Source organism: Sphingomonas sp. (assembly GCF_040398505.1).
In the GTDB taxonomy this organism is placed as follows: domain Bacteria; phylum Pseudomonadota; class Alphaproteobacteria; order Sphingomonadales; family Sphingomonadaceae; genus Sphingomonas.
In genome coordinates, this window is the sequence record NZ_JBBATX010000095.1 from 3,153 (window position 1) to 8,192 (window position 5,040).

Genomic DNA, 5,040 nt, shown 5'->3' on the forward strand with positions numbered 1-5,040 from the left:
CATGACCACCTCCCCCCTCCCCCGCACCGGCGGGCGTATCCTCGTCGATCAGCTCGTCGCGCAGGGCTGCGACCGCATCTTCACCGTCCCCGGCGAAAGCTTCCTCGCCGTACTCGACGCGCTCCACGATACGCCCGAGATCGATCTTGTCGTGTGTCGGCAGGAGGGCGGCGTCGGCTTCATGGCGTGCGCCGATGGCGCGATGACCGGGCGACCGGGCGTAGCGTTCGTCACGCGCGGGCCGGGCGCGACCAATGCCAGCATCGGCGTCCACGTCGCGATGCAGGACAGCCAGCCGATGGTGCTGTTCATCGGCGACGTCGACCGCGGCACGAAAGACCGCGAGGCGTTTCAGGAGATCGATTTTCCCGCGATGTTCGGTCCCATCGCCAAATGGGCCGCCAAGATCGACGACGCCCGCCGCATCCCCGAATATGTCGCGCGCGCCTGGAACGTCGCGATGAGCGGGCGGCCGGGGCCGGTGGTGCTGGCGCTGCCCGAGGATATGTTGCTGGACGAGGTGGTCACGGTGGATCGGCCGCGGGTCTGGCCTCCCGCCATTTCGTCAAACCCGCATGACATTCAAGACCGTCTAGCCGACTGGCTGTACGGTGCGGAGCGACCGGTGGCGATTATCGGCGGCGCGGGTTGGAATGGATTATCCGCAGAACGCTTTACCGCGTTTGCCGAACGATTTGGTATCCCTGTGGCGGCCGCGTTCCGGCGTCAGGATGCAATTCTCAACACTTCGCCGTGCTATGCCGGAAACCTCGGATACGGGCCGAACCCACAGCTCGTGAAGCGTATCAAGGAATCCGATCTGTTGATCGTGGTCGGCCCCCGATTGGGCGAAGCGACGACTGATGGCTACACCTTGATAACGCCAGAGCACCCCAACTCAACGCTTGTCCACGTCCACCCTGATCCGTCCGAGTTGAACAGTGTGTATCGTGCTGACCAAGCGATCTGCGCGACGATGTTGAGCTTCGCGATGGACTTGGAGGACTTGCCCGACGGTATCGGACGATTCGACGGTGGCGCCGAAGCCCATGCCGAATACCTCGCCTGGTCCACCCCCGCCCCGCGCGAAGGCGTAACCCTCGACCTCGGCCTCTGCGTCGCGGCGATGCGCGAGCAGCTTCCCGCCGACAGCATCATCTGCAACGGCGCGGGCAATTACAGCGGCTGGTGGCACCGCTATTGGCGCTATGCCGGGCCGGGCACGCAACTCGCCCCCACCGCTGGCGCGATGGGCTATGGCGTCCCCGCCGCCACCGCCGCAGCGCTCCGCCATCCTGACCGCACCGTCGTCGCGCTCGCGGGCGATGGGTGCTTCCTGATGAACGGGCAGGAACTCGCCACCGCGGTCGCGCACGGCGCGAAAATGCTGGTGCTGGTGATCGATAACAGCGGCTATGGCACGATACGGATGCATCAAGAGCGCGAATATCCCGATCGCGTTAGTGGCACGCGGCTGCAAAATCCCGATTTCGCCGCACTTGGCCGCGCCTATGGCTGCTGGGCGGAGACGGTCGAGACGACCGCCGACTTCGCCCCCGCGCTCGCCCGCGCAATGGCGCAGCCGGGCGTGCGCTTGCTCCATCTCAAGACCGATATCGAGCAGATCACCGCCGGAACGACGCTCAGCGCGGTAACCGCAAACGCAAAAAAGGCCGCACCGAACTGACGGTGCGGCCTCTCTGCAAGCGCAGGGGTTCGGCTCAGATATCGTCGCCGAGCGCGCCCTTGATCTTGCCGGCGGTCTGCTGGACCTTGCCCTTCAATTCCTGCGCGACACCCTCGGCCTGCGTATCGGGATTGTCGCTGTGCTGCTTGGCCTTGCCAAGCGCTTCGTTGACGTTGCCTTTGATCTTGTCGACGAGTTCACCCATGGAAAATATCCTTTCGGTTCAGAGCGATGCCGCGCGTCGGCATCTCCTACTCATGGGGTAAAGAACGGCCGAAAGTCTGCGCGGTTCCGCGCCGCGATGCGCGCCAGAACGCTTTTTTACGGCGCGATTTTCTTCAGGAATGACAGCACCGGCAGCCAATTGGTCTCGGCACCTTTGGGGTCCTTCGCCGCGATCAGCGTCGAGGCACCGTGAACGCCCTCGGTCGGGACGTAGCGCATCGCGAGACCCGACGGCACCGCATCGGCAATCGCCTTGGCCGCCGCGACTTCCTCCGGATCAGGGGAGGACGTGAGATACACCGGTACCGTCACGCGCGCCGCGGCAGCCTCGACCAGATGCGTGTCATCGAAATATTCGCCGGGAGAAAAGGCGAGCACACCCCTGATCTTGCCTGCGTTTTTTACGGCGAGCGGGAACACCAGCGACGCGGAATAACTGCTGCCCCAGATCACCGCCGGCACTTTTTGGGCTTGCGCCCAATCGACCGCCGCCTGCAAATCCTGCGCGGCGGCGAAATAGTCGGGCTTGCCGCTCATATGCGCGGCGGTTTCGTTGGGGCCGTACGGCCCCCCGCCCGAACGCTGATCGATCGCCAGCGCGCTATAGCCCGCCGCGACCAATCGCGGCGCGATCGTCGCATATTCGTCCTTGCTCGATCCCGCCTGGTGGAACAGCAGGATGACGGCCTTCGGGCTCTCGGCCGGGTAGAGCCGGGCATAGACCGTCACGCCATCCTGCGCCTTCAGCGTGAGCGTACGCGAAGTCGCCACGAACGGCGCAGCGGCATTCTGCGTCGGCGCGACGGCGTTGCAACCGCCGATCGCACCGAGGGCGAGGAACAGGAGCGCGCGGATGAGCAGCATCATGCCTCCAATTCGAACATCGGCGCCGCAAAGTTACAATTGGCGCTCAGATCAGCCCGGCAAGCGGGCTCGACGGATCGGCATACATTCGCTTCCCCATCCGCCCGGCGAGATAGGCCAGCCGCCCCGCCTCAACCCCGGCCTTCATCGCTGCCGCCATCATCACCGGGTCCTTGGCTTCGGCGATCGCGGTGTTCATCAGCACGCCGTCGCAGCCCAATTCCATCGCCGCCGCCGCATCCGACGCGGTGCCGACCCCGGCATCGACCAGTACCGGCACGCTCGCGCCCTCAACGATCAGGCGGATCGTCACGCGGTTCTGAATGCCGAGGCCCGAGCCGATCGGCGCACCGAGCGGCATGATCGCGACCGCGCCGACATTTTCCAGCCGCTTCGCCGCAATCGGATCATCGACGCAATAGACCATCGGCAGAAAGCCTTCCTTGGCGAGGATTTCGGTCGCGCGCAGCGTCTCGACCATGTCGGGATAGAGTGTCCGCGCCTCGCCCAACACTTCGAGCTTCACCAGATCCCAACCACCCGCCTCGCGCGCGAGGCGCAGCGTGCGGATCGCCGATTCGGCATCAAAACAGCCGGCGGTGTTGGGGAGATAGGTGACCTTTTTCGGGTCGATAAAGTCGGTCAACATCGGCGCGTTCGGGTCGGAAACGTTCACACGACGCACCGCGACCGTCACGATTTCAGCGCCTGATGCCTCGAGCGCGGCGGCGTTCTGCGCGAAATCTTTATATTTTCCCGTGCCGACGATCAGGCGCGAGGTGAAGGTACGGCCCGCGACGGTCCAGGTGTCGGCAGCAACGATGGGGGTGGCGATATGCATTTCAAATCCCAGATTCATTCTTGTTTTCCGGCGAAGGCAGGAACCCACGCCGCTCGCGCAACGCACGATACCCTAGGCTCCTGCCTTAGCAGGAGCACAGCACGAATCAGCCGCCGCCGACGAAGTGGACGATCTCGATTTCGTCACCATCCTCAACCAGCACTTGCGCCAGTGTGGATCGCGGCACGACCGACAGGTTCCGCTCGACCGCAACCTTTTCGGGCGCAAGGCCGAGCTCGGCGGCGAGATCGGCCAGGCTCATCCCGGCGCGAACGCGGCGAGGCTCGCCATTGACCTGGATCGAGAGGGTTTGGTCGGTGTGAGCTTGCACGATCCTGAAGTTCCCGTTCGGGTAGCATATCGACGCCCTGCTCTCCTCTTCCACCCGCGAGGAAGAAAGAACAGCCCTTCGACAAGCTCAGGGCGAACGGGCTATGGTAGGCTCGTCACCTAAGCGCTGGACCAGCACCGTTCAACCGAAAGCCCGCAATGTCCGACACGATCTTCGTCCTCAACGGCCCGAACCTCAATCTCCTCGGCACGCGCGAGCCGGAGATTTACGGCCACGACACGCTCGATGACATTGCCGGGCAGTTGGAGGACCGGGCACGCGCCTTGGGCCTCGCGATCGACTTGCGCCAATCGAATCACGAGGGGCATTTGATCGACTGGCTGCACGAGGCGCAGGCGCTCCCGGCCAAAGCGGTGATCCTCAACGCCGGCGCGTTCACGCACACCTCGATCGCGCTCTATGACGCGATCAAGGCGATCGCCACGCCGGTGATCGAAGTCCACCTCTCCAACCCGCACGCGCGCGAAGCCTTTCGCCATATCAGCCGTATCTCCCCCGTCGCGCACGGCACGATCAGCGGCTTTGGCGCGCTTTCGTACCTGCTGGCGCTTGAAGCCGCCGCGCGACTCTGACAGGACAGAAGCCGAATAAGGGGAGCATGTGGCGCATGGCCGAAGACAAACAACAGGACGCAATGCGGATCGACGTCGATCTGGTGCGCCAACTCGCGCAATTGCTCGATGATACCAACCTGACCGAGATCGAAGTCGAGGATGGCGGGCGCAAGATCAAGATCGCGCGTAAAGCCGCCGCCATCGCGCAGTCAGTACAATATGCCCCGGCACCGGTCGCGGCCCCGATCGTGGCACCGACCGAGCTTGGCGCGGCACCGCCCTCGGCCGCGCCGTCGACCGCCAATGCGGTCAAATCGCCGATGGTCGGCACCGCCTACCTCTCGCCCAACCCGGAGGCGAAGGCGTTCGTCAATGTCGGCGACACCGTTGCAGCTGGCGACACTTTGCTGATCGTCGAGGCGATGAAGGTCATGAACCCGATTCTCGCGCCCACTGCCGGGGTCGTAAAGATGGTGCTGGTCACCAGCGGCCAGCCGGTCGAATTCGACCAACCGCT

Annotated in this window: 6 protein-coding genes and 1 pseudogene; 3 read left to right on the top strand and 4 right to left on the bottom strand. The window is 64.4% G+C overall.

The features are described from left to right. Position 1 precedes the first annotated feature (1 nt). Entirely contained in the window at positions 2-1,687 is a 1,686-nt protein-coding gene (locus ABWP09_RS11400; protein ID WP_353205260.1) for a thiamine pyrophosphate-binding protein, read from the top strand. Between the two features lie 34 nt (positions 1,688-1,721). On the opposite strand, the gene ABWP09_RS11405 is transcribed toward ABWP09_RS11400, so the two are convergent. The 4 genes and pseudogenes from ABWP09_RS11405 to thiS all read right to left on the bottom strand — a co-directional run. After that, complete coding sequence (locus tag ABWP09_RS11405; protein WP_353205261.1) at positions 1,722-1,892, bottom strand: CsbD family protein; 171 nt, start codon at positions 1,890-1,892, stop codon at positions 1,722-1,724. Positions 1,893-2,008: 116 nt separating this feature from the next. Next, positions 2,009-2,779: an alpha/beta hydrolase gene (locus ABWP09_RS11410; RefSeq protein ID WP_353205262.1), complete on the bottom strand. Its 771-nt coding sequence runs from the start codon at positions 2,777-2,779 to the stop codon at positions 2,009-2,011. Between the two features lie 43 nt (positions 2,780-2,822). Next, complete coding sequence (locus ABWP09_RS11415; RefSeq protein WP_502959794.1) at positions 2,823-3,635, bottom strand: bifunctional sulfur carrier protein/thiazole synthase protein; 813 nt, start codon at positions 3,633-3,635, stop codon at positions 2,823-2,825. An 84-nt stretch (positions 3,636-3,719) separates the two neighbouring features. Continuing rightward, positions 3,720-3,879, bottom strand: a pseudogene (gene thiS / locus ABWP09_RS11420) (sulfur carrier protein ThiS); the annotation flags it as partial. A 227-nt stretch (positions 3,880-4,106) separates the two neighbouring features. Between thiS and aroQ the strand changes: the two are divergent. Both aroQ and accB read left to right on the top strand, forming a co-directional pair. Beyond that, on the top strand, positions 4,107-4,541 hold the full coding sequence (gene aroQ / locus ABWP09_RS11425) for a type II 3-dehydroquinate dehydratase (RefSeq protein WP_353205263.1): 435 nt from the start codon (positions 4,107-4,109) through the stop codon (positions 4,539-4,541). Positions 4,542-4,576: 35 nt separating this feature from the next. Continuing rightward, positions 4,577-5,040, top strand: a 464-nt coding sequence (gene accB / locus ABWP09_RS11430) for an acetyl-CoA carboxylase biotin carboxyl carrier protein (protein ID WP_353205264.1), incomplete at its 3' end; no start/stop codon positions are given.

Bases quoted from the DNA above. Each gene is read 5' to 3' on its own strand.
- ABWP09_RS11400 (WP_353205260.1), top strand. From the start codon at position 2: ATGACCACCTCCCCCCTCCCCCGCACCGGCGGGCGTATCCTCGTCGAT.
- ABWP09_RS11405 (WP_353205261.1), bottom strand. From the start codon at position 1,892: ATGGGTGAACTCGTCGACAAGATCAAAGGCAACGTCAACGAAGCGCTT.
- ABWP09_RS11410 (WP_353205262.1), bottom strand. From the start codon at position 2,779: ATGATGCTGCTCATCCGCGCGCTCCTGTTCCTCGCCCTCGGTGCGATC.
- ABWP09_RS11415 (WP_502959794.1), bottom strand. From the start codon at position 3,635: ATGAATCTGGGATTTGAAATGCATATCGCCACCCCCATCGTTGCTGCC.
- aroQ (WP_353205263.1), top strand. From the start codon at position 4,107: ATGTCCGACACGATCTTCGTCCTCAACGGCCCGAACCTCAATCTCCTC.